The organism is Priestia endophytica DSM 13796, from assembly GCF_900115845.1.
GTDB classification, from domain to species: domain Bacteria; phylum Bacillota; class Bacilli; order Bacillales; family Bacillaceae_H; genus Bacillus_I; species Bacillus_I endophytica.
This window is the reverse complement of record NZ_FOXX01000002.1, coordinates 22,997-47,148: the sequence shown is the minus strand read 5'-3', so window position 1 is coordinate 47,148 and position 24,152 is coordinate 22,997. Positions and strand designations below refer to the sequence as shown.

Genomic DNA, 24,152 nt, shown 5'->3' with positions numbered 1-24,152 from the left:
ATTAAAAAGATGACGTCAAAAAACAATTCTCGCCCCGAGCAAAATATTCAAACTGACTTTCAAAAGGAAATGTCCTATGGTGACTACCTTCATCTTCATAAAATCTTAGATAGTCAGCAAAGACTTTCTGGTCATCATGATGAAATGTTATTTATTATTATTCATCAGACAAGTGAACTATGGATGAAGCTTATTTTGCACGAAGTGAAGGCCGCTATTAGCTGCATACGCAATGGTAATTTAGAATCTTCTTTCAAAATGCTTTCTCGTGTTTCTCGTATTCAACAACAGCTCATTCAATCTTGGAACATCCTTTCAACGTTAACACCTGCTGAATATATGGAATTTAGAGACGACCTCGGAAAGTCTTCTGGGTTTCAGTCGTACCAAAATCGTCTTATTGAATTTTCTTTAGGAAACAAAAATGCTCATACTCTAGCTGTCTACAAACATGATAAAAATCTTTTCAATCAAATGCAGCAAGCACTTTATGAGCCAAGTATATATGATGAAGCAATCAAAGCTATGTTTAGGCGTGGCTTACCAATTGACGAGCAATGTCTGAACAGAGACTATTCCGAACAATATGAGCCCAATGAAAGCATTGAATTGGCTTGGCTTGAAGTTTATCGCAATGTTAACCAATATTGGGATTTATATGAGCTAGCTGAAAAGCTAGTTGACATCGGAAGCCAACAGCAATTGTGGCGCTTCAATCATGTGACAACAGTTGAGAGAATTATCGGTCATAAAACTGGAACAGGGGGGTCTTCTGGGGTAACGTACTTAAAAAGAGCACTTGATCAGCATTTCTTCCCTGAATTGTGGAGCCTTCGCACAAAAATTTAAAAGATGGAGGAATTGTGATGTGGATAGATGTTTCACAGCGACTTGATAACAATATAGCTGTATGGCCAGGAGATACCCCTTTTTCATACGAAGTGGACGTATCAAAAGAAGAAAGTGGGTCTGTTAATATTGGCAAACTCACCTTGAGCACTCATACAGGCACTCATATTGATGCCCCTTTTCATTTTGATAATGAAGGGAAAAAAGTAATTGATTTAGACATTAACTTATATATTGGTTCTGCAGTTATTGTTCACTTGCCAAATCGGCAATTAATCCAAAAAGAAGAATTAGAAAAGTTAAAATTAGATAATGTAACACGACTCCTAATACGTACTGATGCATGGCAGAATCGTACTGTCTATCCAGAAGAAATTCCGACGCTTGAATCAGAAGCCATTGACTATCTCGCTAGTATAGGAGTGCTTCTTATTGGTTTTGACTTGCCTTCTGTTGATCATATGGAAAGTAAAACACTGCCTAATCACCATAGGTTAGCAAGCTCTGGCATTCATATTTTAGAAGGACTCATATTGGACGATATTCCTTCTGGACTCTATCAGCTTATCGCCCTTCCCCTTCCTCTTGTAGAAGGAGACGGTAGCCCTGTGCGTGCCCTATTAAAAAAAGAGAAAAAATAGAGTTCTAAAGGGATAGGGAATGGAATCTTTTCTTTTCCTTTCCCTTTGTTTCTGCACCTACTCCCCTTACATACCTACCTTTAATACTTTCAATATATTATAAAACACGATGTATAGTAGAAAATAACCTTTAGAGGAGGCAATGAAATGGCCATTCAGGAGCCTGTATTTGCGACGATGTTTATCCTTGCTCTAATTGCACTAGGAGAAGTTGTTTCAATTGTAACAAAAGCAAAAATCCCCATGCTTCTTGTTACACTTATTGGATTTTTAATTCTTATTTGGACGGGTGTACTTCCAAAAGATATTGTAGACACTTCGTCATTTAACCAAATTGGATTTTTACTCGTTACCCCACTTGTTGTTCATTTAGGAACACTCATTCCATTAAAAATGATGTTTAAACAATATAAAGCCGTCCTCATTGCATTAAGCGGCACCTTCTTCGCCGTGTTACTCGTCATTCCGATTAGTACACTTATATTTGGTTATGAAACAGCAGTTTCAGGGGTTGGTCCACTTGTCGGTGGAATCGTTGCATTCATTATTACATCAACTGAATTAAAGGAACAAGGATTCGGCTACTTAGTAGCTATTCCTGCTCTTATCTTAGCCATCCACAAGCTTTTTGGCATTCCGGTAGCAACTCTATTTTTACGGAAATATGCTCTTATTTTAAGAGATAAATTTTCTCGAAATGGAGAAATAGCAGCAGCACTAGAAGCACCTGTGCAAAAAAAAGAGCATCATCATAGCTCAAATATCTCATCTCCAAAATCCAAATTTAATACAGCAAACGTTCTTCTCTTTAAGCTTTTTGTTTGAGGAGCTCTTGCTATTTTATTAGAAAGTTTTACGGGCCTTCATAACACGGTATGGTGTTTATTAATTGGGATTCTCGGAGCGCGAATTGGATTCTTTGAACAAAATATTATGGATAATGCTAAAGCATCTAGTGTAGCCATGATAGGAGCTATTTTTATTGTTATTGACTCTATGAGTGAAGTCAGCCTGCAAACATTTATCAATTTCATTCCTCAAATTCTAACAATTATTATTTTAGGCTTAATCGGGATTCTTATTGGAAGTTTTCTCTGTTCAAAGCTGCTTAAAGTAAACCCTTATCAAGGAATGGCCCTTGCTCTTACTGCTATGTTTGGATTCCCTTCGGATTACATTTTATGTCAAGAAGTAAGTCGGAGTCTTGGACGTACAGATGAAGAGGAAAAGTTCTTATTAGATACACTCTCTCCTCCAATGCTTATTGGTGGTTTTACAACCGTTACGGTCGCATCTGTTATTATTGCAAGCTTTTTAATTCAAACATTATAAAAGGAGAGAAAAAAGAATGGATGAACTAAACACCCTAGAAAAGATAGTTGAAACAAAAGAAAAGGAGTATCTACAATCTCTCTTTACGCTTCTTCGTCAAGAAAGCATTAGTACACAAAACGTTGGAATTGCTGAATGCGCCGAACTTCTGCAAAACATGATGCATGAAATTGGAATCCATACTCGTCTTATTGAAACAGATGGACATCCTGTTGTATATGGAGAAATAATAACAGATCCTAATGCTTTTACTTTGCTTATTTACGGTCACTATGATGTACAACCTCCAGAACCGCTTCATAAATGGGAGTCTCCCCCATTTGAACCAACAATACGAGACGGAAAAATTTTCGCACGTGGAGCAGGAGATAATAAAGGACAACTGATTGCTCAGCTTATGGCTATCAAAACATATAAAGAGCATTTCTCAAAGCTTCCTATTAATCTAAAATTGGTTTTTGAAGGAGAAGAAGAGAAAGGAAGTCCTAATCTTGCTTCTTTTGTGGAAGCACACCAAGATCTCTTAAAAGCAGATCTTGTTTACACTTCAGATGGATCTTCCCATAGCAGTAGTTCCCCTCTTATGCTATTAGGGGTACGTGGAGCTCTTGCTATTGAAATGAAGGCATATGGAGCTGATTGGGATAACCACTCAGGGAATGCTGGAAACATCGTTCCAAATCCAAGCTGGAAATTGATTGATGTCCTCAAAACGATGAGAAACAGCGACGGAAAAGTTCTTATTAAGGGTTTTTATGACAATATTATTGCACCATCTCAACAAGAAAAAGAACTTCTGCAAAAGCTGCCTTTTGATAAGGACGATATAGCTAGTAAGCTTGGTTATACTGACTTGAATATGGATGGAGTAACTTATTATCATAAGTTAACAATGGAACCGACTTTTAATATTGGTGGTATTACGAGCGGATATGGAGGAGATGGGATAAAAACCATTATTCCCTCTCATGCAACCGTGAAAATGGATATTCGCCTTGTTGTTGATCAAGATCCGGGAGATATTTATGAAAAAATTATCCATCATGTTCATAAGGTTGATCCAAGCATTGAAGTAAACATGTTAGGTTCTATGCTTCCTTCCAGAACGCCAGCAAATTTGAAACCAGTAAAAGTAATTGCCAAAGCAATGGAAAGAGCTTATAAAAAAGAACCTCTTATTCAACCAAGTTTGGGTGGTTCACTTCCTGATTATGTTTGGACAAAAATTCTAAAAACTCCCTCCATTATTGTTCCTTATGCTAATTTTGATCAGCGTAATCATTCTCCAAATGAAAATATTCGCATTGATTATTTTTTAAATGGTATTAAGTGTACTTGTCATGTTATCCATGCACTCTGTTATGAAATGTAGATTAAAACCGGTAGAATTATTTACTCTACCGGTTTTTTGTTCTTTTTAAAAACATAGCCAAAAGAAATAAGTTGTGAGAGTATGAAGAGATTAAAAACTTCAAGGAAGGAATTTTACGAATGAAAAAGAGCCTGTTTTTTATCGTATTAATCGCCCTTATTATTAGTATTGTTATCGTTTCAAATAAGCGCCAATCTTCCCTATCTGAAATGCGTAGCTTATATATTTCAGCTGAGGGAGATGATCATAATAACGGAACAAAAGCGCATCCTTTTAAAACGCTTCAAAAAGCAAGCAAGGAAGCAACGAAAGGAACAACGGTCTTCATTCGAGGTGGGACATATAAAGAGGCCTTGACGATTAAACATAGTGGTACATCTACATCTCCTATCGTATTTCGCCCTTATAAAAAAGAACGTGTCATTTTAGATGGCAGTCATATTCCCCAGAAAGAAGAGGAAACAGCCCTAGTTAAAATTCAAGATAAGAGCTACATAACGATTCAAGGTCTTGAGATTCGCAATTTATCTACTTCTCTCACAGATCAAACTCCTATGGGGATTTATGTTACAGGCAAAGGAACAGGAATTAAACTGCTATCTAACAAAGTTCATCATATAAAAACAACAGGACAAGATGGTAATGCTCACGGTATTGCGGTTTATGGAACAAAAGAGATTACAAACCTCACTATTAAAGGAAACTTACTAGAGCATCTGACACTTGGATCAAGTGAATCACTTGTGTTAAATGGGAACGTTTCAAACTTCTCTGTTTCAAACAATACAGTAAGATATTCCGATAATATTGGCATTGATTTAATTGGCTATGAAGGAACTGCCAAAAAACATGACTACGTAAGAAACGGAAAAATTAAAAATAATATTGTACATCATATTTCAAGTTATAGTAATCCTGCTTATGGTGAGGATTATGCAGCTGGTGGAATTTATATTGATGGAGGACATCATCTTATAGTCAGCAACAACGTGGTTTACAAAAACGATATTGGCATTGAAGCTACTTCAGAGCATAAAGGGAAAGATGCTCAGGATATTACGATTTCTCATAATACCCTATATAATAATGACTACACTGGTATCTCTATTGGTGGATATGACAAGAAACGTGGAGGTACTAAAAACTCTTTAATCACTCACAATGTTTTATATAAGAACGATCTTAAAGAATTAGGTGGCGGGCAACTTCTTCTTCAATATAATACAAAGGGCAATACAATTGAGAACAATATCTTTACAGCAAGTTCTTCAGGTATTTTTATTAGCAATGATTTTAAAGAAAATAAAAACAATCATTTGAATCGTAACGTATATGATTCTCGAATTGGCGAGGATGCTATTTGGATTTGGAAGAAGCAAGAAGTTTATTCTCTTTCCTCATTTAAAAAGCTAACAAATAGTGATGAAAAGTCCATTTTTGCTAACCCTCATTATAAGCACGAAAAAGAATTTAACTTTTCACTTAAAGAAGGAACAAAAGCAGACCTCCTTATCCATTAAAAAAACGGGCACAAAAATTGTGTCCGTTTTTTAGATTCCCTATTTTCCCATGTTGGTGTACGCATAAATAGCATCTCTTAAAAATTCAGCTAATCCATCACCATGTTGATCATAGTATTGCTTAAATCGCTCATCTGATACATACATCTCACCAAGACCTCTATGAGCTTCCTTACTATAGCTATTCCAGTAATAAAGAAGCCATTTTTTATGGAGTTCTGCTGCTCTTAATGCATTTTCACTTTGGGGGTCGCCTTCTTCAAACGCTTTTTTTAGTTTTTCGAACATTTCCTTCTCAGTAGCCGTTAGTTCTTTATATTGCTCTTCTGTCATATTTAGTACTTTTTGATTTGAATGTTCTACTTCCTTTTCTCCATACTTTTGACGAATTTCTTTTCCATATTTTCTCTCGTTCTCTTCAACAAGCTCTTTTTTAAATCCTTCAAACTTCTCTTTGTCATTCATCTTCTCGTTTCGCTCCTCTGCATATATTGTTTTTTCTACATTTTGGATAAGTTTGTTTATCCGTTCTTTTTCTTCAAGAAGCCCAAGATGGTGTTCTTTTAATGCTTTGTAACGATCAAAAGTTGGAGAAGCTACAATTTCTTTAATCTTTTCCAAATGAAGACCTAGCTCTCTATAGAATAGGATTTGCTGCAGTTGATTGATTTCATGTTCTCCATAAATTCGATATCCTGAAGAATTTATGCGCGCTGGTTTCAAAAGGTTGATTTCATCATAATATCGAAGTGTTCTTGCACTTACACCAGCTAAGCGGGCTAACTTTTGAACGGTATATTCCATTTCTTCCCCTCCTTACAAATTAACAATACACTTTGACGTTGCGTGAATGTCAAAGTAATTTATATAAAAAAAGAAGAAACGATTAACGTTTCTTCTTTCATGCTCCTTATTTATAACTTACCTGTTAAAAACTGCGCTTCACCCATTCCAAAGCTCCAGTCCGCATCTCCATTTGTTACAATTGAAACCATAATATCTTCTGGACGAATTCCGCAGCTTTCATGAAGTTCTTGTGCTAAAAGTTTATATAACTTTTGTTTTTGCTCTTCTGTGCGCTCTTTACTTGTAACTGTAATAACAACAAGGTCTTGGCTACGTTCGAATCCTAACCCTGTATCTTGGATAATCAATTCATGTGGTGGATGCTGATGGACAATTTGGTAACGATCGCGCTCAGGCACGCCAAATGCTTCTAGCATAGCACGATGAGCTGCATCAAGTAGATTTTTTAAACTTTGTTCATCTCTTCCTTCAATAACGTCAAATTTAAGTAATGGCATTGTAAACCTCCTATATGTTTGTCCCATGATGAAAGATGTTCCAGATATAAAAACGAAAGTGTTTCTAACTAACAGAACTTCCCTCTTCGTCTACTATTCTAACCTCATCCCTTACTATCCTTCTTTCTTTTAAAAGGAATTTATTTTTCATCAAATAAGCTATTAAAAATGGCTTTTTTTAACGTATTCAGCTTTACACTTGTAAAAAAATACAAATTACACATTCTTTATACCTATATAAACTTCTTTCTTTTTTAGGAAGTCTTGTAATATAATAAAAAAGAATTTGTTTCTACCTATAGGAAAGATGAGGGCTTAACACATAATGGAAAGCAGAGCAAAGAAGAAACCAAAGAAAAAAAGAACGCTTTTAAAGACAATCATCATTATTTTTATTCTCCTGATTTTAGGCGGACTTGGATTTGCTTATTATATGTACCATTCACTTGCAAATACACTTGATGGCACACATCAAGCACTACATCGTAAAGTTTCTGAAAAACGAGATGAAGGTGTGAAATTTTCCGAAAAAGATCCAATATCCATTCTTTTACTAGGGGTAGATGAGCGTGAAGGTGACAGAGGTCGCTCAGATTCCATGATTTTAATGACGGTGAACCCTGAAACAAAATCAATGAAAATGGTCAGCATTCCGCGCGACACAAGAACTGAGATTATTGGCCATGGCACAACAGATAAAATTAACCATGCTTATGCTTATGGTGGGGTTAATATGGCCGTTGATACAGTTGAAAACTTTTTAGATGTTCCTGTTGATTATTATGTACAAGTGAATATGGAAAGTTTCAAAGATATCGTTGATGCTGTAGGAGGAGTAACGGTAAATAACTCTCTTGATTTCACATATGATGGTGTTCATTTCAAAAAAGGTCAAATTTCTTTAGATGGTGAAGAGGCATTAAAATTCTCACGCATGCGTTATGAGGACCCGCGTGGTGACTTTGGGCGCCAAGAACGTCAGCGTCAAATCATTCAAGCTGTAATTAAAAAAGGTGCTAGTTTTAACACCCTTGCCAACTATGGGGATATTCTAGATACCATTGGAAAAAATATTAAAACGAACTTAACATTTGATAATATGAAAGATATCCAAAGCAACTACAAGGAAGCTAGACACAGCTTAGAACAGCTTCAAGTAAATGGAGAAGGACAAAAAGTAGACGGCGTTTATTACTATGTTGTTTCAGAGGCAGAACGTGAAAAGCTTTCAACAGAACTCAAAGAACACTTGAATATTAAACAATAAAAAAGAAGATCTCTTTCCTAGAGATCTTCTTTTTATTATTTAGCATACAATGATTTTTAAAAAGTAGTTTAATAAATAAATAACAGGGTATATTGTCATAATGGAATAAACCTTATCTCACTTTATTTCAATAATTGTATGACATTTGTAGAGACAGTGGTGATAAATCACGTGAATGAGAAATCACGCTTTAATGTGCCGAAGGAAAGGCCTGGATTTCTGATGTGGAAAGTAACTGGAGCTTGGCAAAGACTCATTACAAAAAAACTTAGTCCCTTTAATTTAACTCATGTGCAGTTCATTTTGCTATCTGCGAATGAATTTTTAAGTGCGCATGGAGAAAATGTAACGCAAAAAAAGCTTTCAGATTTTACTGGAACTAATATTATGATGGTATCTGATGTAGTAAGAACGCTGCAGACAAAAGGACTTATTATCCGTTCAAAGAACCCATCTGACAAACGTGAAATGATCTTGTCTACAACAGAGCAAGGGACTCAAAAAATAAAAGATGTTTTGCCTATTGTAGAAGCTGTTGATGAAGAGTTTTTTGGTAACATCAATAACGAACAAGAGACACTCGTAGCCATGCTCTCTTCCCTTCTTGAAAGTGAAAGAGAAAAAGAACAGATAAAGCTGAAATAAGGTATTCCATAACAAACGAAAGCCCCTTGCAACATGGCAAGGGGCTTTTTATTATTTCAAAGCTTAATAGGTGTGTTTCAGATTTCAAGTAGTAAAAGGCTTCATTCATGTCTTACTTATTGGAGCGCTATTAGTACAACAATCAACATGGTGATTGTTGGATATACATTACATTTGTTATCGTATTTTCTTAATAACATACTCTACAATACATGCAAATTCCCCTAATGAAAGAACACTAATTAGGGTTTTTCACTAAACAATCAAAAGGATATATACTCGACAATAGATCATGACTAAAAAATTTAATTCTTTTACATTGATGAAAGTCTTTAATGATTATGCATCCCAAATGACATTACCCAAACAGAACCGGCTACGATGATAATAGCTGTAAAAAAGGCATGAACCATGTTACTAACTTGCACAGTTCCCTCTCCTTCTCTTACATGCATGAACAGTACAAGTTGCATTCCCGCTTGTAAGAAGGCCAACAGTAACATAAGAGAAAGAACCATTTTGTCTTGAAACCCGGATCTAAAGGCTACCCATAATGTCAAAAGGGTCAAAACGATTGATAACACAAAACCAATTACAAGTTTCCAAGGGAAACGATCATGATTCTCTTGTATATTTTCTTTTTCATTCACAGTTACAACACCATCCCTGATAAGTAAACTAGCGTAAAGATAAACAACCAAACAATATCTAAGAAGTGCCAATAAAGACCGATTACAAAGACTTTGCGGGCCGTTCTCGGTGTGAACCCACGTTTTTTTAATTGAATTAAAATAAGGGTTAACCAACCGATTCCAAGCGTTACATGAAGTCCGTGTGTTCCAACGAGCACAAAAAATCCAGATAAGAATGCGCTTGTCTTAATTGATACACCTTCAAGGGCAATGTATTCATGGAATTCATAAATTTCACATCCTAAAAAACCAAGCCCAAGCAACATCGTGAGTAACAACCAAACAATCATTTTCTTCATATTTTGAGCACGTAAATAATGAATAGCCATACTTCCTGTAAAGCTGCTCGTTAACAAGAGAAATGTCATAATCAGAACAATTTCTGGCTTAAATAACTCAGCAGAAGTGGGACCATCTGCAGGACGTGAATGTAACACTAAATATGTCGCAAATAAAGTTGAAAATAATACAACCTCAGCTCCAAGGAAGACCCAGAAGCCTAGGATCGTCATCCGATCTTCGGCTTTTGAATATTCAAGTGGGACATTTTTGTCATGTATATGTGTAGACTCTGCCATACGCTAATTGCCCTCCCCAACTTTATGTGCTTCTTTAACTTCTTTAACACTTAAATAAAATCCATCATTATAATCAAAGGAACGAATAACCATGCAAGCGAGAACTCCAATTAAACCCGGGATGGCCATCCAATACCATTCCCAAACAAGACCAAACCCAGCAATAAAAAAGAAGACTGACATTATGGCTGGTACATGAGATTTGTTAGGCATGTGGATTGGTTTTAACTCTTCCTCTTTTACTTCACGTGCTTCCTTAAAGCCTTTTTCCTTTTTCAAGTACCAATATTCATCTAGACGGCTTACTTGCGGTATTTTAGCAAAATTATAATGTGGCGGTGGTGAGGGAATCATCCATTCAAATGTACGACCATCCCATGGATCACCTGTTACATCACGTTTTCCGTAGCGTGCACTGTAATAGATGCTATACACTAATACAATAAATCCTAATCCCATTCCGAATGCTCCAATGGTTGCTACAATATTTATGCCTGTCCATCCAAGGCCTGGTGAATAGGTATACATACGACGTGCCATTCCCATCAACCCTACAAAATATAAGGGGAAGAAACAGACATTAAATCCAATCATAAACAACCAAAAACTAATCTTGCCTAAACGTTCATTAAGCATGTGCCCAAATGCTTTTGGATACCAATAATAAAGCCCTGCGAAACAAGCGAAAACAGTTCCTGCGACTAATACATAATGAAAATGGGCTACTAAAAAATAGGTATTATGATATTGGTAATCAGCTGATGCCATGGCAAGCATAACTCCTGTTATCCCACCAATAACAAAGTTTGGAATAAACGCTAGGGACCACATCATGGCAACAGTCATTTTAATGCGTCCTTTATAGAGCGTTAAGAGCCAGTTGAATATTTTAACCCCTGTTGGAACCGAAATTGCCATTGTCGTTATAGAGAAAAACGAGTTAACGCCTGCTCCAGCTCCCATTGTGAAAAAGTGATGAACCCATACAATAAAACTTAAGCCTGCAATTGCAATCATTGAAAACACCATAGCTTTGTAACCAAATAACGTTTTACGGGCAAAAGTACAAATAATTTCAGAGAATATACCAAATGCCGGTAAGATTACAATATAAACTTCAGGATGTCCCCAAATCCAGAACAAGTTTGCCCACATCATTGGCATACCGCCATTTGCCAAAGTAAAGAAGTGAGAACCAAACAATCTGTCAAAGGTCATCAATGCTAATGCTACGGTTAACACCGGAAAAGCAAAAACAATGATGATTGATGTAATAAGCGTAGACCACGTAAAGATTGGCATTTTCATCAATGTCATACCTGGAGCTCGCATTCTTAAGATAGTGACTAAGAAGTTAATCCCTGTAGCTAACGTACCAATCCCTGAAAGTTGTAAACCTAATAAATAATAATTTTGGCCTGGCCCTGGACTTAACTCATTCCCAGCTAGTGGCATATAAGCTGTCCATCCTGCATCAGGTGATCCCCCAATAACAAAGGAAATATTAAAGAGCATTGCTCCCATAAAAAATGACCAAAAACTAATAGCATTTAAAAATGGAAAGGCTACATCACGTGCTCCAATTTGAAGGGGTACAACGATATTCATTAACCCAATGAGAAAGGGCATAGCCATAAATAAGATCATAATGGTTCCATGTGTTGTAAAAATTTCATTATAGTGTGAGGAACTTAAGACTTTTAATTCTGGAAGTGCGAGCTGTGTACGCATTAACATACCATCTATACCACCGCGAAAAAGCATAAGAAGGGAGGCAATGATGTACATAATACCAATCTTTTTATGATCTACTGTTGGAATCCATTCTGTCCAAAGCCATTTCCATTTTTTAAAATAGGTTAAAACGAAGATAATCCCTAAAGTTGCCACAGCAATGGAAACATAAGCACCATAGATTAAAGGTTCACCTGTGACAAAAAATTCATCAAGCTTCATTTTATAGCTTCCTCCTTCCCTTGTGTTACCAAGGCATCTTGATTATATGGAGGGAAATCAATGATCCATATGACTGTTATGTGGGTCATGTTCTCCCTTATCTTTGTAATACGCTTTTTGGGCTGCATGATTAACCCAGTCTAAGTGGGTATTTGAATAGGTCATACGCCCAACATGACTTGGCTCCAAAATTTTGTTATAGGTTGTTTTTGTAAGCTTTGGGGCTGTATCTTGAACTTCTGCTACCCAATCTTTGAAATCTTTATCTGTTTGAGACTCTACTTCAAACTCCATCTTAGCGAACCCTTCTCCATTAAAATTTGCATTACGTCCCATATATGTTCCTGGGTTATCAGCCAGTAGATAAAGTTTTGTTTCCATCCCAGCCATTGCATATTTCTGTCCACCAAGCTCTGGAATCCATAAAGCCGTTATTGAACTTGTGGATGTTAATCTAAATTCAACTGGTCGATCTTCTGGAATATTTACATAATTGACCGTCTCAATACCTTGTTCAGGATAGCTAAAAATCCATTTCCAGTCTGCTGATGTAGCGTGAATGACTAAAGGCTTTTGTTGCTCTTCTGCTGACGTTTTAGGTGGTTCTTCCAGTTCAAATATAGCTTGAACAGTTGGAATAGAAAGAGCAATAACAATAATAATCGGAATTCCTGTCCATATAACTTCCAAAAGTTTGTTTCCATGCATTTCAGGTGGTTCGTAGTCCATATTGTCCGGTCTTTCACGATACTTAATAAGAATGACAGTAAACAAAACGAAAACTACCACTACGATAATAAGCATAAAGATAATGGACCATATAATAAGGTCATATTGAGTTTGAGCTACAGGTCCTTTGGGATTTAGTACTCCCATCCTTATGTCACAGCCGCTTAATAATAAAACAAAAGCTAACGCTGCTACTAACTCTCTCTTTCGACTTATGTTTTGAAACCTTTTCATCGTTGTGTCTCCTTTCCTTATATAAAAAATGGCGAAATGAATTCCTTTGATTTTTAGATGCCGAAAGATAGGAAGTAATGATGAAACTAATTATTTTAACGAATGGTCACGAATGGTAATCATAATTGTCTAATTAGAGACTTTTTATACCACAAATTAAGAAAAGACCGAATCGCTAGATTTGATCTCTAAAGTTTGATCACTGAAAAAAACAAAAAAAGATTCTTTAGCATAGGCTAAAGAATCTCTATCTTATTAAAAATATTCTGCTTATAATGAAAATCTTTTTATCACATTGCCGATTTGATATTCGCCTTCAGATTTGGGTTGTTCCACAGCTCCATCCACTTCTTAATTGCTGTAACAACAATAATAATACCAAGAACAAGCATAATAATTGAAAGGATGGCATTTAAAACACTGTATCCTGTCGCATCTGGGTTCAGATAGACATTTTTCACCATCCAATATCCTGCATAGTTAACAGTAACATATAAGTAAGCAAGTGGAACGAGACATGTTAGCATATACCAGCGTTTGTCCGCGATTTTTAAAATGACCGTTGCTCCAACAATTAATCCAATGGAAGCCATAAGCTGATTCGAAACTCCGAAAAGAGCCCACACAGAACTAATGTCTCCTGAGAAAAGAAGATATCCCCACATAATACATGCTAATGCACTTGCAAAAATAGATCCTGGTAACCAATCTACTCGTTTTAATGGTTTATAAAATTCACCAAAAAAGTCTTGAATAAGATAGCGCGCAACACGAGTCCCAGCATCAATTGCCGTTAAAATGAAAACTGCTTCAAACATAATAACGAATTGGAAAAAGTAAGAAGCAAGGTTGCTAAACCAAGGAACTTCTGTAAAAATATACGTCATACCAACTGCAAGTGTGACAGCTCCACCTGTTCTTCCTTCAAGATCAAGTCCAACCGCTTGACTAAGCTGTGGTAGATTTTCAACGCTCATCCCAAGTGTTGCAAACACTTCAGGTGTAGAATTAATTGCAAAATAGTCACCAGGCTGAAGAGAAATAGCAGCAATTAAAGCCATAATAGCTACAACACATTCTACAAGCATTGCCCCAAATCCAACTACTTTAATATCACTCCAACGATCAAGCATTTTTGGTGTTGTTCCAGAGCTTATAAAGGCATGAAACCCAGAAATAGCTCCACAAGCGATTGTAATTGAAATAAATGGCCACACAGGTCCAGCCACAACAGGCCCTCCGCCGTGGATAAACTCTGTTACAGCTGGAAAAGGAATAGCTGGATTAACAATAAATACTCCTATAATAAGAGCTAAAAACACCCCAATTTTCATAAAACTACTCAAATAATCGCGCGGAGCAAGCAATAACCAAACAGGCAGTGCTGCTGCAAAAAAAGCATAAATAGGTAAAATAATAGCAAGCGTATTCATATCAAGTGTTAAAAAATCACCAATGGCTGTATTTTGAAGCGATGGTCCAATAAAAACACCAACCATAATAAGAATAAAACCAAGTGTTGCAGCACCTTTTAAATTTCCAGTTTTCTTGTGGTACAACCCAACTCCCATTGCAATTGGAATTGTAATGCCAACTGCAAATGTTCCCCATGGGTTACGTTCAAGTGCATGAAGGACGACCATTGAAAGTCCTGCCATTGTAATAGTAATAATAAAAAGCATTGCAAGTCCTGTACAAAATCCTGCTACAGGTCCTAATTCTGCCTTTGCTACTTCTGAAAGAGATTGACCTTTTTTACGCATTGAAGCAAACAATACAACTGCATCATGGACAGCTCCTCCAATAACAGCTCCAACAAGCAACCAAATCATGCTTGGTAAATACCCAAACTGTGCTGCTAGTATAGGACCTACAAGCGGACCTGCGGCAGCGATAGCAGCAAAATGGTGCCCGAATGTGACCCACCTGTTTGTAGGAACATAGTCTTTTCCATCTTCTTCTGTATATGCTGGTGTTGGCTTATCATCATTTAGTTTCAAAACCTTTACAGCAATAAATGTACCGTATAAACGGTAGGCAATCATTAAAATACAAATGGAAGCAATCATAATTGTAATCGCATTCATTTCTTCATCCCCCTCTTGCCTTCTCTTATAATATATATATATATCATACTAAATGAAAACGCATTCATATCGTTTTCATGCTGAAATGCTCTAGAGAGGAAATAAAAAAGCAAAAAAGCGTTATGAAATGCATACTAAAAACCTAAAAGTTCTCTAAGTTGTCGCACATAAGTACGGCTAACAGGAATAGTCGAATGCTCCTTCATTAAAAGATTATAAGTGGAGTTGAACCACGGCTGTATTTCTACAATATGTTGAAAGTTTACAAGATAGCTTCTATGCACTCTAATAAAGGAAAAGGCAGTCGCTTTTTTTTCGAGGGAAACAAGCGTCTCACTTGTAACAAATTGATCATTAAACGTCTTTACAATGGTTTTACCATCAAGAGCACCTATATATATAATCTCTTTAAAATCTAGTAGAATAATGCGTTCCTCTTCTAATACCGCTATTTTGCCGGAATTCTTCAAAGAATGAGGGGGTGGCTCTTCTACTATTAGATCCCGGGCAGCATAGTTTTTCACAAGTTTGTCTAATGCTTGATGAATACGCGCCTCTTCAAAAGGCTTTAATACATAATCGGAAGCACTTAAGTCAAAGGCTTGCAGTGCATATTCATCATACGCGGTCGCAAAAATAATAGCTGGAATTTTACTGAAAGATTGAAGTTTGTTCGCTAACTCAAGACCGCTTTTTTCAGTTAGTTCAATGTCTAAAAAAACAACGTCTGGAGCGAGCTCTTTAATTTTCTCTACTGCATCTTCGAAACAGTCTGTCTCTCCAATAACTTCTGCTTTTCGGCTTCTCTTTAACAAATATGCTAACTCATCTCTAGCAAGAGGTTCATCATCAACAATAAAAGCTTTCAACATCTTTTTTATAGTCTCCTTTCAATGGTACAGTGATTGTAACTTTTGTGCCGTTTTCCATGCTTTTAATTTGAAATAAAGCCTCTTCATTATAAATCCCTTGCAATCTTTCAGAAATATTGTAAAGGGCTGTGCCTGTCCCTTCACTTGAATGTACTGGTTCTTTTCCAAGCATATATAATCTCTCGCTTGAAATGCCATGCCCATTATCTTGAACGCTAATGATCAATTTTCCTTGTTCTGTATAAGCTTCTATTATAATTTCTCCCCCATTCTTCCGCGCTGACAAAGCATGTCGAACAGCATTCTCAACAAGTGGTTGAAGAATAAAGGGCGGGATAAGGGCTTCTTTAAGAGTCTCCTCAATATTGAATTTAATTTTATATTTGTCCGGAAAACGCGCTTGCTCAAGCGACAAGTATGCACGAACGTGCTGAAGCTCTTTTTCAAAAGGAATGAGAATATGCCTTGCTCCTTGTAAATTTCTTCTGAAATACCGACTTAATTCTAAAAGAAGGGCTCTAGCTTTTTCAACGTCGACACGACAGAGAGCTGAGATAGTATTAATAGCATTAAAAAGGAAATGGGGATGAACCTGTGCTTGAAGAGCTTTAATCTCAGCATCTTTCAAAAGTTTCCCTTGATTTTCTGCTTGAGCTAATTCAAGTTGAACAGAGAAAAGATTTGCCAAACCTTCAGCTAACTCTCTTTCTACTTTATTTAGTTTATTCGCACTAACAAAATAAAGTTTTAACGTTCCAACTGTTCCACCATGGAGTTTTAATGGTAGAACTACTGCTGCTTGTAAAGGACAATCAGGATGAAAACATAAAATATCTCTTTTACTATGAGCTGTTAAAATTTCACCTCTTTTTAGTACTTTCTTTGTTAATTCTGTAGCAAAATCTCCCGGAGCAATGTGATGATCCTCCGCCACTCCTACATGTGCAAGCACTTCTTTTTCATTTGTAACAGCTATTGCATCTGCCTCTGTTCTCTTCAACATAATTTCTGCTACCCTTTTACAAGACTGTTTATTAAGTCCTTTTCTAAAATGGGGAAGCGTTTCTTCTGCAATTTTCATAGCTTGATGTGTTTGAAAAGCTTTCGTTCGTTCTTCTTCTCTTAATATTGAAATAATAATTAGCATAAAGAGAAAAGCGCCAAGACCGTTCAATAAAATCATAGGAACTCCAATTGTTTCAACAAGTCTCCTAAACCCAGAACCCCACAAAATAATCATTTGTAGTACTTCCATTAACATACTTATCGTAACAGCAAACCAAGGTGATGTTGTAATTCTTCCTTTAAAATACTTTCCTACTATACCAGCAAAAAACCCGGCAATAACGGAAGAAATAGCACAAGAAAATGCTGTGTAGCCACCAAGTAAATAGCGATGAAACCCGGCAATAATTCCAACTCCTCCTCCAACTAAAGGACCGCCTAATATTCCTCCTATAACAATATTCATAATTCTTGTGTTAGCAATTGCATTTTCTGTTCCAATTTCATCAATCCATGTTCTTGCAGTGATCTCACGTTGATGAACTTCAATTCCAGTATAATTACTAATTATTCCAAAGACACCAAAGATAAATAAAATGAATAGCTTTTCTTTTATTCCTTGCTCATGTTGAACAACTTGCCGAAATGACTTCATTTGAGCAAGAATGAAAGCAGCAATCACAATAACGCCAACGCGTTCAATCATTAATGGAACAAGATGAATCAATCTTATTATCTCCTTTTCTTTTTAGTTTATCGAAAATTGCGAAATATAGAGAAATAAATCTTTTAATTATAAAAAAAAGCTAGTCATATGACTAGCTTTTAGCTCTGGCCGTAATAATAATATTCACCAATGTTTACTTTCTTTTCATTCAGTACAACTCCAAGCAGTTTTCCTTTCGCATTCTGCAAAAGATCTTTCGCCTTCAGCGCTGTATCAATAACCGTGCTACCGCTTTTTACAACCAGAATCGTGGCATCACATTGGTTTGCTAAAATTTGAGCATCTGTCACGGATAAGATAGGAGGTGTGTCAAAGATAATAAAATCATAATTTTCATATGCTTCTTCTAGCATATTTTTCATCACTTGAGAGCCGATTAGTTCAGATGGATTTGGTGGAATAGGTCCACTTGAAAGTAAATCTAGATTAGCTACTTCCGTTGTTTGAATAGCATCCGCCAATGTAGATTTTCTACTTAAAACAGTTGTTAACCCTTTGAAATTTTCTGCACGAAAAGTATAATGAGCAGTTGGTTTTCGAAGGTCAGCATCAATAAGCAATACTCTCTTTCCTTGCTGAGCAAATACGGTTGCTAAGTTAGCTGTTGTTGTTGACTTCCCTTCACTTGGGCTTGCTGATGTAATCATAAGAGAGCGGATATTTTGATCAACACTAGAAAATTCAATATTTGTTCGAATTGTTCTATACTGCTCAGCAATCGGCGCTTTTGGTGTTGTATGAGCAACTAAGCTACGCTTTGTTGTTTGCTGAACACTACTTTTTTTTCTTTTAAGCACCGTATGTTTCCCTCCTTGTCTTACGAAGCCCTAACTTTGACTGCTTTGTTGGATTAGCATTCCCATCTACTTTTGCAACAACACCCATTACTGGAAGTCCTAGTAATTCTTCAATATCATTCTCATTCTTAATTGTATTATCTAAGTATTCTAGTAAAAAGGCTAGTCCTACCCCTGTCATTAGTCCTACCACAAGAGCAATAGCTACATTTAACATTTTATTAGGCTTAATTGGATAATCGGGGATTTGGGCGACAGATAAAATTGTAACATTATCAACCTTCATAATTTTTGCAATTTCTGATTTAAATACAGTCGCGGTTGTGCTCGCAATTTTTGCTGCAAGTTCCGGATCGCTATCTTGCACAGTTACAGAAAGGACTTGGGAATCTTGTTCTGATGTAACCTGAATTTTACCTGCTAAACTACCTTGATAATCTAGTTGTTCCTTTACTTTATCTAATACAGCTGGGCTCTTCATAATAACAGTATATGTATTCACAAGCTGTAAATTGGTCTGAATTTGATAAGATTCATAGAGCTGTTGACCGTCTTTTGATTGGTTAACTAAAATTTGTGTTGAACTCTGATACACAGGTGTCAAAACAAAATAGCTTATAATGGCACTAATTAAACCTGCTGCTAACGTAATAATAATGATTAGTTTTAATCTTTTCTTCAACGTTGCAAACAGCTCACGAAGACTAATCGTTTCTTCCATGTTAACCTCCTAGTTTTGTTAAAATTTACACATCGTATTATACTCCAGTCCTAGTAGAATAGCTATAGGAAAATAAAGTATAGGTAAATCCCTTTTTACTACAACTTAAATATCGACAACCTTATCATTTTGTTTACAAAAAAATAAATTATAATTTTAAAATACTAATACTTTACCTCTTCTAGATGATATTGTAGTACAGTATTTTGTTCTCTTCATATTATATGTAGGCGAACTTCGGCCCCTTTGGATTGTTCAAGAGGAGGGAAATAAGGTGAGACCGTAACAAAAAGAGTATATTTTTTAAGAAACATAAAAAAGGATACGGATAAAGAGAGAAAACAACATGTATAAGTCTTTTCATGAAGCATTTTATAGACTCCTACTTTTTCGAAATAAAAGTGAGGAGTCTAGTTTCTATTAAAGTAAAAAACGGAGAATAGCCGCTAAGGAGGGGTACATTTTTCACCGTTTTAAAAATAAGGGACGGTTATTTTTTTTCTGTAATTTTCTCTTTTTGTAAAAGCTGTTCCATTGTCTCTAACATTGATTCTTTTAAGGCAGGATCTTGTAAAGCAAACTCAAGTGTTGTTTGGATAAATCCAAGTTTCTCTCCTACATCATAACGTTTGCCTTCAAAGTCATATGCAAAAACGCGTTGAATTTCATTTAACTTTTGGATAGCATCTGTTAATTGAATTTCACCACCTGCTCCAACTTCTTGGTTCTTAAGATACATAAAGATTTCCGGTGTAAATACATATCTCCCCATAATAGCTAGATTTGAAGGAGCCGTGCCTTGAGCTGGCTTTTCTACAAAGTTCTTTACTTGATAGCGTCGGCCAGAACTTGAAATTGGATCAACAATTCCATATCGATGAGTTTGCTCCTCTGGTACTTGTTGAACGCCGATAACTGAAGAAAGGGTTTGTTCATATTCATCCATTAGCTGGCGTAAGCAAGGTTTTTGCGCTTGGACAATATCATCACCAAGTAAAACAGCAAAGGGCTCATCACCAATAAAGTTACGCGCACACCATACAGCATGACCAAGTCCCTTTGGCTCTTTTTGTCTAATATAATGAATATCTACTATATTAGAAGCTTTACGAACTTCTTCAAGTAGCTCTTGTTTTCCTTTTTCTTCTAAATTACGTTCAAGTTCAGGTGCATTATCAAAGTGATCTTCAATAGCTCTCTTTCCTTTACCAGTTACAATAATGATATCTTCTATGCCTGATTCGATAGCTTCTTCCACAATATACTGAATTGTCGGCTTATCTACAATTGGAAGCATCTCTTTTGGCATTGCTTTTGTAGCTGGCAAAAATCTTGTTCCAAGGCCTGCAGCAGGTATAATAGCTTTTCTGACTTTTTTCATTATGTTCCTCCATTAGCTCTATATTTTGTAGTAGAATCTATCACTTTAAATATGAAGGATTTTCCCTTCTATATTATGTAGATTATGAAATGCAATTTAAAATCCATGCATTTAAAAGTATTAGCATTATGTTTTATATCTCTACTGGAGAAAAGTTAAACTTCTCATCTCTATTGTTTTGTATTTAATTGCCCAGGTCCCTAATTCGTTCATATTATAAACCTGAAATACAGAACCTTTGAACTAGTATAAAAGAATCAAACAAAACATCACTAATACTACCACAAAAACTTTCGTAATAAAAGCATCCATTCAATCTCTATTGTAAACTATTTCCTTACATTCCACTAGAGAAGAAACAAACGTCTGGAAGAAATTCGCTCTGGCTCTTCTCTTATAATCGATTCTCCTACGAGTAATGATGAGGCATTACGCTGAAGTTTAATAGCAGTACTTTCTCCAAATTTTTTTGCTATAAACTCATATCCTTCCTGAAGAGAAATGTACTCGTCCATATAAGCTGTGCCAACAAGATCAGCAAGGTTAGCATTTAAGAATTTAACAGCAAACTTCTTTGCTTTGCGCCCATTCTTACCAAGTAAACTTGCTATGCTAATTTGAGAAAGCGCTCCTTTTTTAATATATTCATAAAGAAGATTAGGCTGACTTTGAAAAATCTCCATTGCTTCAGGAGCAGGAATAATAGGAACAATGCCTTTCATTTGCAGGTCATAAAAAATCTTTTCAATTTCAAATTGATTTTTCTCTACTGCATAATCAATATAGACATAGCGTTCTCTCTTTCCTAATGTATAAACATTTCCCTGTTTCGTCTCATAAAAAAGAGCTTCGTTCAACTCACACAAGCTAATGATTTCAAGTTTTAGAGGAAGTGATTCTTTTGCTAACAGTCTGCTTAGCTCTTTTACAGACGATGCCTCATCTTCATTTTTCACTAATACAATAACGTTTGTTATTCCTTCTTGCACCATTTCTCTTGCATTCGAAATCATTTCTGTATTTGAACAAGACTTCATTTTTGAATGACTCATTAATAGACAATTGGTATCGATCATATTCAACATCAACCTCTTAATATATAAATTTGTTTTTAATTTATCGTATCACGAACTTCTAAACTATAGCTTAGTTTTCCATCTCTCTTTTTCGACAAATTCTGTAAATTGCTTTTTTTTATTTTTATCGATAATATAGAAAGGAATCTCTATATAGAAAGCTGTGAAAAACGTGCGTAAATTGCTTTTATTTCTTGTATTAATTAGCATCTTTTATGCTTCAAACACACCAGGGATTAAAGCCACAGACCCAACAACATGGGTCCATTCTCCATCACTCAAACCAAATGCAACGCTTGGAACTATCCTTGTTCCTCCAAGTGATTTTTATGAACCTTGGGAATTAGATAGTAGTGCTGAATTTATTGCACGTAAGCTCGCTCATTTCCTCTTTTTTGGATCCGTTGGTTTGCTTTTTCTTTTGAACTTAAAACCAAATAAGAAAGCACCTTGGCTTGCTTCAGTTTTTGCTGCTCTTTTTGCCTTCACTGATGAGATCCATCAAGCCTTTATCGTTAATAGAGATGGAAGAATAATGGACGTAGTTTTCGACTCTCTTGCGGCATTTTTGTTCATCCTTATTGCCGTAAAAATAAGAAAAAAACGCAGTTCAATTATACATAAAGCAAAAGACTGCTAGAAATTTCTTAGCAGCCTTTTGCTTATATCGAATTCTGAAATTGATTTTCTTTGTGATATCTATCGACAAGAATTTCATTTCTACGAGCTTCTCTACTTTTCAACAAAGTTTGCTTACTAATCGTTTATTATCCATATTCTTAGTGCACGAGCCCCATTTTCTAAATCTCGTTAAGTTCCTACAATTGCAGGTTACTATCACTATGATAAAGGATAAGGAATAAATACGGGATAGGAAAAAAGATTCTTTTTTTGCCACAATTAGTAAATAAGATCCACAAAAATCCTTTTTAATAACTAGGTGAAAAGGACTGTATACAAAGTTTTTATTACATAATGAACAATAAAAGTCGAGTTTTTCAACTCGACTTTTTACAATTTATAATAGGTTGGACTGTTCTTTTTAGATTGATACACGTTTTTTGTATCAAAGATAATCTGAGCATTCTTCTCAACCCGTTCATAATCAACATCATCATGATCTGTTAAAATAATAACAAGATCTCCTTCTTTAATCTTTTCATAATTAACATTTTCCACTTCAACTATTCTATCATTTATCTTTATAACTTCAACATGATTATCTTGAATGCTTACATTTGCTGCTAATGTGCTTAATTCTTCATACAGCATATAAACAGCTGATTCTCGTGCATCTCCTATATTCTTCTTATAAGCAGCACCTAGTATAACAATATTGCTGTCTTTTAGAAATTTATTTTCATTGTTTAAGATTTCAAGAATGCGTCGTACAGTATAATGAATCATGCTGCCATTTACTTCGTTTGCTAAATTAATCATCCTTGTATTAAAACCATATTCCTTTGATTTAAAAGACAAGTAATGCGGATCAACAGGTATACAATGACCTCCAACACCTGCTGTTGGATAAAAAGGCATAAACCCATACGGTTTTGTAGCTGCTGCATTAATTACTTCCCATACATCAATCCCCATTCGCTCACATACAAGAGCTAACTCGTTAGCAAGTGCAATATTCACGTATCTGAATGTGTTTTCAAATACCTTCGACATTTCTGCAACCTCAGGAGAAGACACAGCCCTCACTTCTCCTCCAAGTACTTCTAAGGCGAGTTGTGTACATTTCTCTGTTACTCCCCCTACAATACGAGGTGTATTTTTAACATTGAATGATGCATTTGCTGGATCAATACGCTCTGGAGAATATGCTACAAATATATCTTCCCCAACGAGAAAGCCTTTTTCCTCAAGAGCATTTACAACATATTCTCTCGTTGTGGCCGGATATGTTGTACTTTCTAAAATAACAAGCGTACCTTTTGAAACATGGGAAGCAATAGAAAGTGATGAATTTTCTACATATGTTAAATCAGGCTGCTTATATTTATCAATAGGAGTTGGAACACAAATATGAACAACGTCCACTTCTTTTAATTGAGAAAAATCATCAGTAGCTTGCAAATAGCGGTGCTGTACAACTTTTTGAAGTTCCTCCTGAGTTACATCATTAATATAACTTATCCCTCTGTTTACTTTCTCTACTTTGATTTCATCTAAATCAAACCCGATAACAGAATAACCGTTCTCAGCTTTCGCTACAGCATTTGGCAAACCAACATAGCCAAGTCCCAATATACCAATCTTCGCTTCCTTAGACTGAATTTTCTGCCATAATTGCTTGTAATGATGATTTTGAGCTTTCTCATTTAGTGTAGAAAGCATCTTTTCAGTTGTAGCCATAAAAAG

23 protein-coding genes are annotated in these 24,152 nt (G+C 35.8%); 9 read left to right on the top strand and 14 right to left on the bottom strand.

The annotated features are described in order from the left end of the window. Nucleotides 1-9 precede the first annotated feature (9 nt). The 6 genes from kynA (at nucleotide 10) to BM012_RS04575 (ending at nucleotide 5,714) form a co-directional block, all read left to right on the top strand. Entirely contained in the window at nucleotides 10-849 is an 840-nt protein-coding gene (kynA, locus tag BM012_RS04595) for a tryptophan 2,3-dioxygenase (RefSeq protein WP_061803429.1), read from the top strand. 17 nt (nucleotides 850-866) lie between these two features. Beyond that, nucleotides 867-1,490, top strand: coding sequence for an arylformamidase (gene kynB / locus BM012_RS04590; RefSeq protein WP_061803428.1), 624 nt, complete (start codon nucleotides 867-869; stop codon nucleotides 1,488-1,490). Between the two features lie 147 nt (nucleotides 1,491-1,637). Then, nucleotides 1,638-2,315: a hypothetical protein gene (locus BM012_RS25805; protein WP_061803427.1), complete on the top strand. Its 678-nt coding sequence runs from the start codon at nucleotides 1,638-1,640 to the stop codon at nucleotides 2,313-2,315. Between the two features lie 108 nt (nucleotides 2,316-2,423). After that, nucleotides 2,424-2,822, top strand: a complete 399-nt coding sequence (locus tag BM012_RS25800) for a hypothetical protein (RefSeq protein WP_061803426.1) — start codon at nucleotides 2,424-2,426, stop codon at nucleotides 2,820-2,822. 16 nt (nucleotides 2,823-2,838) lie between these two features. After that, nucleotides 2,839-4,194, top strand: coding sequence for a M20/M25/M40 family metallo-hydrolase (locus BM012_RS04580; protein WP_061803425.1), 1,356 nt, complete (start codon nucleotides 2,839-2,841; stop codon nucleotides 4,192-4,194). 119 nt (nucleotides 4,195-4,313) lie between these two features. Continuing rightward, nucleotides 4,314-5,714: a right-handed parallel beta-helix repeat-containing protein gene (locus BM012_RS04575; protein WP_061803424.1), complete on the top strand. Its 1,401-nt coding sequence runs from the start codon at nucleotides 4,314-4,316 to the stop codon at nucleotides 5,712-5,714. Nucleotides 5,715-5,753: 39 nt separating this feature from the next. Here the strand turns inward: BM012_RS04575 and BM012_RS04570 are convergent, their stop codons facing one another. Together BM012_RS04570 and BM012_RS04565 are read right to left on the bottom strand one after the other, a co-directional pair. Further along, on the bottom strand, nucleotides 5,754-6,518 hold the full coding sequence (locus tag BM012_RS04570) for a MerR family transcriptional regulator (protein ID WP_061803423.1): 765 nt from the start codon (nucleotides 6,516-6,518) through the stop codon (nucleotides 5,754-5,756). Between the two features lie 110 nt (nucleotides 6,519-6,628). Next, a complete protein-coding gene (locus tag BM012_RS04565) occupies nucleotides 6,629-7,018 on the bottom strand; it encodes a tautomerase family protein (RefSeq protein WP_061803422.1) in 390 nt (129 codons plus the stop codon). A gap of 325 nt (nucleotides 7,019-7,343) precedes the next feature. On the opposite strand from BM012_RS04565, the gene tagU reads away from it, so the two are divergent. Beyond that, complete coding sequence (gene tagU, locus BM012_RS04560) at nucleotides 7,344-8,285, top strand: polyisoprenyl-teichoic acid--peptidoglycan teichoic acid transferase TagU (protein WP_061803421.1); 942 nt, start codon at nucleotides 7,344-7,346, stop codon at nucleotides 8,283-8,285. 171 nt (nucleotides 8,286-8,456) lie between these two features. Then, nucleotides 8,457-8,930 (top strand): MarR family winged helix-turn-helix transcriptional regulator, encoded by a 474-nt coding sequence (locus BM012_RS04555; RefSeq protein WP_082802530.1) that lies wholly within the window; start codon nucleotides 8,457-8,459, stop codon nucleotides 8,928-8,930. A 332-nt stretch (nucleotides 8,931-9,262) separates the two neighbouring features. Here the strand turns inward: BM012_RS04555 and qoxD are convergent, their stop codons facing one another. From qoxD to BM012_RS04500, 11 genes are all read right to left on the bottom strand, one after another. Then, nucleotides 9,263-9,580, bottom strand: coding sequence for a cytochrome aa3 quinol oxidase subunit IV (gene qoxD, locus BM012_RS04550; protein WP_082802529.1), 318 nt, complete (start codon nucleotides 9,578-9,580; stop codon nucleotides 9,263-9,265). A 2-nt stretch (nucleotides 9,581-9,582) separates the two neighbouring features. Further along, nucleotides 9,583-10,200 carry a cytochrome aa3 quinol oxidase subunit III gene (gene qoxC / locus BM012_RS04545; protein ID WP_061803419.1) on the bottom strand — a complete coding sequence of 206 codons (618 nt, stop codon included), beginning with the start codon at nucleotides 10,198-10,200 and terminating at the stop codon, nucleotides 9,583-9,585. A 3-nt stretch (nucleotides 10,201-10,203) separates the two neighbouring features. After that, on the bottom strand, nucleotides 10,204-12,156 hold the full coding sequence (gene qoxB, locus BM012_RS04540; RefSeq protein ID WP_061803418.1) for a cytochrome aa3 quinol oxidase subunit I: 1,953 nt from the start codon (nucleotides 12,154-12,156) through the stop codon (nucleotides 10,204-10,206). 57 nt (nucleotides 12,157-12,213) lie between these two features. Continuing rightward, the gene (qoxA, locus tag BM012_RS04535) at nucleotides 12,214-13,119 is read right to left on the bottom strand and encodes a cytochrome aa3 quinol oxidase subunit II (protein WP_061803417.1); all 906 of its coding nucleotides are present in this window, start codon (nucleotides 13,117-13,119) and stop codon (nucleotides 12,214-12,216) included. A 290-nt stretch (nucleotides 13,120-13,409) separates the two neighbouring features. After that, on the bottom strand, nucleotides 13,410-15,206 hold the full coding sequence (cstA, locus tag BM012_RS04530) for a carbon starvation protein CstA (protein WP_061803416.1): 1,797 nt from the start codon (nucleotides 15,204-15,206) through the stop codon (nucleotides 13,410-13,412). Nucleotides 15,207-15,340: 134 nt separating this feature from the next. After that, entirely contained in the window at nucleotides 15,341-16,078 is a 738-nt protein-coding gene (locus tag BM012_RS04525) for a LytR/AlgR family response regulator transcription factor (RefSeq protein WP_061803415.1), read from the bottom strand. Beyond that, a complete protein-coding gene (locus BM012_RS04520) occupies nucleotides 16,056-17,810 on the bottom strand; it encodes a sensor histidine kinase (RefSeq protein WP_061803414.1) in 1,755 nt (584 codons plus the stop codon). Before BM012_RS04520 ends, BM012_RS04525 begins: the two co-directional genes overlap by 23 nt. A gap of 98 nt (nucleotides 17,811-17,908) precedes the next feature. Then, nucleotides 17,909-18,607, bottom strand: coding sequence for a CpsD/CapB family tyrosine-protein kinase (locus BM012_RS04515; RefSeq protein WP_061803413.1), 699 nt, complete (start codon nucleotides 18,605-18,607; stop codon nucleotides 17,909-17,911). Then, complete coding sequence (locus BM012_RS04510) at nucleotides 18,600-19,328, bottom strand: YveK family protein (protein ID WP_061803412.1); 729 nt, start codon at nucleotides 19,326-19,328, stop codon at nucleotides 18,600-18,602. The genes BM012_RS04515 and BM012_RS04510 overlap by 8 nt, the downstream gene beginning before the upstream one ends. Before the next feature lie 490 nt (nucleotides 19,329-19,818). Continuing rightward, on the bottom strand, nucleotides 19,819-20,709 hold the full coding sequence (galU, locus tag BM012_RS04505) for a UTP--glucose-1-phosphate uridylyltransferase GalU (RefSeq protein WP_061803411.1): 891 nt from the start codon (nucleotides 20,707-20,709) through the stop codon (nucleotides 19,819-19,821). 347 nt (nucleotides 20,710-21,056) lie between these two features. After that, nucleotides 21,057-21,785: a CpsB/CapC family capsule biosynthesis tyrosine phosphatase gene (locus BM012_RS04500; RefSeq protein ID WP_061803410.1), complete on the bottom strand. Its 729-nt coding sequence runs from the start codon at nucleotides 21,783-21,785 to the stop codon at nucleotides 21,057-21,059. A gap of 172 nt (nucleotides 21,786-21,957) precedes the next feature. Here BM012_RS04500 and BM012_RS04495 point away from each other — a divergent pair, with 172 nt between their 5' ends. After that, entirely contained in the window at nucleotides 21,958-22,425 is a 468-nt protein-coding gene (locus BM012_RS04495) for a VanZ family protein (RefSeq protein ID WP_064504976.1), read from the top strand. Between the two features lie 371 nt (nucleotides 22,426-22,796). Here the strand turns inward: BM012_RS04495 and BM012_RS04490 are convergent, their stop codons facing one another. Continuing rightward, on the bottom strand, nucleotides 22,797-24,146 hold the full coding sequence (locus BM012_RS04490; protein ID WP_082802528.1) for a nucleotide sugar dehydrogenase: 1,350 nt from the start codon (nucleotides 24,144-24,146) through the stop codon (nucleotides 22,797-22,799). Nucleotides 24,147-24,152 lie beyond the last annotated feature (6 nt).